At 60.2% G+C, this 3,558-nt stretch carries 4 protein-coding genes; all 4 read right to left on the bottom strand.

Annotated elements, in window-relative coordinates:
* A partial coding sequence (locus VGO04_RS04835; RefSeq protein ID WP_327494830.1) for an ATP-binding cassette domain-containing protein occupies nt 1-270 on the bottom strand: 270 nt, incomplete at its 3' end.
* A 17-nt stretch (nt 271-287) separates the two neighbouring features.
* Nucleotides 288-1,439 (bottom strand): amino acid ABC transporter permease, encoded by a 1,152-nt coding sequence (locus tag VGO04_RS04830; RefSeq protein WP_327494829.1) that lies wholly within the window; start codon nt 1,437-1,439, stop codon nt 288-290.
* A gap of 4 nt (nt 1,440-1,443) precedes the next feature.
* A complete protein-coding gene (locus tag VGO04_RS04825) occupies nt 1,444-2,637 on the bottom strand; it encodes an amino acid ABC transporter permease (RefSeq protein WP_327494828.1) in 1,194 nt (397 codons plus the stop codon).
* Between the two features lie 94 nt (nt 2,638-2,731).
* The coding region (locus VGO04_RS04820) for an amino acid ABC transporter substrate-binding protein (RefSeq protein WP_327494827.1) at nt 2,732-3,558 on the bottom strand (827 nt) is incomplete at its 5' end.

The raw sequence follows: 3,558 nt of genomic DNA, 5'->3' as shown, positions 1-3,558 counted from the left end.
GTCGATCTTCTTGAGGTCGTTGGTGAGCTCGATGCCGTCGACGACGATCTTGCCCTTCTGGTGCTCTTCAAGGCGGTTGATGCAGCGGATCATCGTCGACTTGCCGGAGCCCGACGGGCCGGCAATGACGATGCGCTCGCCGCGCATGACCTTCAGGTTGATGTCACGAAGGACGTGAAAGTCCCCGTACCACTTGTTCATTCCAGTGATTTCGACCGCAACATCCGTTGCAGATACCGTCATTTTGGAAGCAGTGGCTGCGTTTGCCATGCGATCCTCCCCTCATTTTATCGTTTATGGGCCGTGTCGAGCACGCGTTCCATGAAACCTGAATAGCGCGACATACCAAAGCAGAAAAGCCAGAATATGAAGCCAGCGAAAATTAGCCCCGAGATCGGCGTCACCGACGAGGCCCAATTGGCATCGGTGAAGTTGAAGCGAACGATGCCGAGCAGGTCGAACATGCCGATGATCGATACCAGCGACGTGTCCTTGAAGAGGCCGATGAAGGTGTTGACGATACCCGGGATCACCAGCTTCAGCGCCTGCGGCAGCACGATGAGGTTCATCTTCTGCCAGTAGCTGAGCCCAAGCGAATCCGCCCCTTCATACTGGCCCTTCGGAATGGCCTGCAGGCCGCCGCGCACCACTTCGGCCATATAGGCAGAGGCGAAGAGCGAGACGCCGATCAGCGCGCGCAAGAGCTTGTCGAAAGTGACGCCCTGCGGCAGGAACAAGGGCAGCATGACGCTTGCCATGAACAGCACCGCGATCAGCGGTATGCCGCGCACCATTTCGATGAAAGCGGTGCAGAGCATCTTGATGACAGGCATGTGCGACCGGCGGCCGAGCGCCAGGAGAATGCCGAGCGGCAACGACACGGTGATGCCGACGAAGGACAGGATGAGCGTGACCATCAGGCCGCCCCAGAGCGGCGTTTCGACGAAGGTCAGCCCGAACCAGCCACCGGGCAGCAGGATGAACGCGATGAGCGGCAGCACGGCAAAGAGCAGAATGGCGTTGATGCCCTTGTAGGGAACCTTCGGCATCGCCATGGGCACGAGGAGGAGAACGAAGAGGATGCCGACCAGAGTTGGCCGCCAGCGTTCTTCGATCGGGTAACGCCCGTAGGCGAACTGGTCGATCTTCGCGTTGACGAACGCCCAGCAAGCGCCGCTCCAGCCTTCCGGCTGCGTGCCCCCTTGCGCGACCGTCGCGCAGACACCACGCCCGCCACCGGTCCAGGCGGCGTCGACAAACAACCATTGGATGGCCGGTGGCACCAACCATGCCAGCAGAAGCAGGCTGATGATGGTGAGAACCGTATCCTTCGGCGTGGCGAAGAGGTTGGCGCGCAGCCAGCTAAAGAGGCCACCTTCTGCGACAGGCGGTGCAGAACCCTCGATCATCGAGGTTCGGACAAAAGTTGCCTGGTTCATCGTCTTATCTCTCCACCAGGGCCATGCGGGCATTGAACCAGTTCATGAACAGCGACGTCGCAAGGCTCAGCGATAGGTAGACGATGATCCAGATCGTCACGACCTCGATCGACTGGCCCGTCTGGTTGAGGATCGTGCCGCCGACGGCCACGAGGTCGGCGTAGCCGATCGCGACGGCAAGCGACGAATTCTTGGTCAGGTTCAGATATTGGCTTGTGAGCGGCGGAATGATGATTCTCAGCGCCTGCGGTACCACCACGAGGCGCGTCGTCAGTCCCGGTCGGATCCCGAGTGCGTTCGCTGCCTCAGTCTGTCCCTTCGAAACGCCGCGAATACCGGCGCGCACGATTTCGGCGATAAAGGCGGCCGTATAGAACGAGAGGGCGAGGTAGAGCGACAGGAATTCCGGTCCGATGACCGAGCCGCCGGTCAGGTTGAACTTGCCTGCAACCGGCACGTCGAAGGTGATCGGCGATCCGCTGGCGAGGAACGTCAGCAGCGGCAGCCCGATGACGAGAGCGAGAACCGTCCACAGGAGCGGGAAGCGCTGTCCCGTGGCCTCCTGCTTCTTGCGCGCGTAGTGCGCCACGAAGAAGCTGGCGACGATCGCGACGACGAAGGCCAGAAGCGTGTACAGCGAGCCGTCGCCAAAGATCGGTTTGGGGAAGGCGAGGCCGCGATTGTTGAGGAACATGTTGAGCGGCAGTGCGGCCGATTCACGCGGCTGCGGCAGGATCGCCAGAACACCGCTGTACCAGAAGAAGATGACGAGCAACGGCGGGATGTTGCGGAAGACTTCTACGTAGGCGAGCGACAGCTTGGCGATCAGCCAGTTGTGCGACAGTCGCCCGATGCCGACTGCAAATCCGATGACGGTGGCAGTCACGATACCGCAAACGGCGACGAGCAGCGTGTTGAGCAGGCCGACGATGAGCGCGCGCTGATAGGTGGAATCGCTCGTATAGGCGATCAGCGACTGACCAACGTCGAAACCGGCGCGTCCTTTCAGGAAGTCGTAGCCAGAGGCGATATTCGCCCGCTTGAGGTTTTCGATCGTATTGGCGGCGACCCAATAAACGAAGGCCGCGAGTACGATGACAGTGATAACCTGATAAAAGACCGCGCGCACTTGCGGGTCGTTGATAAACGACCCCGACGGTTTCGTTTTCTCAGGCGTAGTTGTGACGCCAATCGCCATGCAATGCCTCTTTTCCCCTTTTCACCCTTTTGGGTGTTCTTATCGTTGGGATGGGGAAGCGGTGACCCGCTTCCCCCAGTCATGTCGGATCGCCTTAGCGAACCGGCGGAGCGTACTGGATGCCGCCCTTGTTCCACAGCGCGTTGAGGCCGCGCTCGATCTTGAGCGGGCTGCCGGCGCCGATGTTACGATCGAAGACTTCGCCGTAGTTGCCGACGGCCTTGATGATGTTCACGGCCCATTCGTTGGTGAGGCCGAGGTCGGTGCCGATCTTGGTGTCAGCTTCGACGCCGAGGAAGCGCTGAACGTCCGGGTTGGTGGACTTCTTCATTTCTTCGACATTGGCCTGGGTGATGCCGAATTCTTCAGCCTGGATCAGCGCATAATGGGTCCAGCTGACGATATCGAACCACTTGTCGTCACCCTGGCGTACGGCCGGGCCGAGGGGCTCCTTCGAGATGATTTCCGGCAGAATCATGTGATCGTCCGGCTTCGAGAGGGTCAGACGCAGCGAGTAGAGACCCGACTGGTCAGTTGTGTAGACGTCGCAACGGCCAGCGTCATAGGCGGCGTTGACCTCTTCAAGCTTTTCAAAGACGACCGGATTGTACTGAAGGTTGTTCGCCTTGAAGTAGTCGGCGAGGTTCAGTTCGGTGGTGGTGCCGGTCTGCACGCAGACGGCCGCGCCCGAAAGCTCGAGGGCCGACTTGACGTTCAGGCTCTTGCGAACCATGAAGCCCTGGCCGTCATAGTAGTTGACCGGGCGGAAGTTGAAGCCGAGTGCGGTGTCGCGGTTGATCGTCCACGTCGTGTTACGTGCAAGCACGTCGACTTCGCCGGACTGCAGCGCCGGGAAGCGTTCCTTGGCCGACGTGGGCGTGTACTTCACCTTGCTGCCGTCGGCAAAAATAGCGGCGGCAA

The sequence above is a fragment of the Ensifer sp. genome, assembly GCF_035999185.1.
Lineage (GTDB): Bacteria > Pseudomonadota > Alphaproteobacteria > Rhizobiales > Rhizobiaceae > Ensifer.
This window is presented reverse-complemented; position numbering and strand designations above follow the sequence as displayed.